Genomic DNA, 203 nt, shown 5'->3' with positions numbered 1-203 from the left:
ACCCACAATCACCGCACCGTCGTTGACGCCGGTGATGGTGATGGTCACGGTATGGCTGGTGCCATCCAGGCTCTGTACGGTGAAGGTCTCGACCTTGGTCTCGCCCTGGCCCAGGTACTGCACCTTGCTGTTGGCGACCTCATAGCTCCACTTGCCATCCGCGGCAATGGTCAGGCTACCCAGGGCATTGGCACTCGGGGTGC

General features: G+C 62.1%; 1 protein-coding gene. It reads right to left on the bottom strand.

Annotated elements, in window-relative coordinates; translation table 11 throughout:
- On the bottom strand, nucleotides 1-203 hold a 203-nt coding region (locus tag AACW18_RS17625; RefSeq protein WP_218390107.1), incomplete at both ends, for a VCBS domain-containing protein.

It is taken from the genome of Aeromonas sp. sia0103 (assembly GCF_963895295.1).
In the GTDB taxonomy this organism is placed as follows: domain Bacteria; phylum Pseudomonadota; class Gammaproteobacteria; order Enterobacterales; family Aeromonadaceae; genus Aeromonas; species Aeromonas encheleia.
Note: the sequence above shows the minus strand (reverse complement) of the source record. Positions and strands in the feature narration are given on the sequence as shown.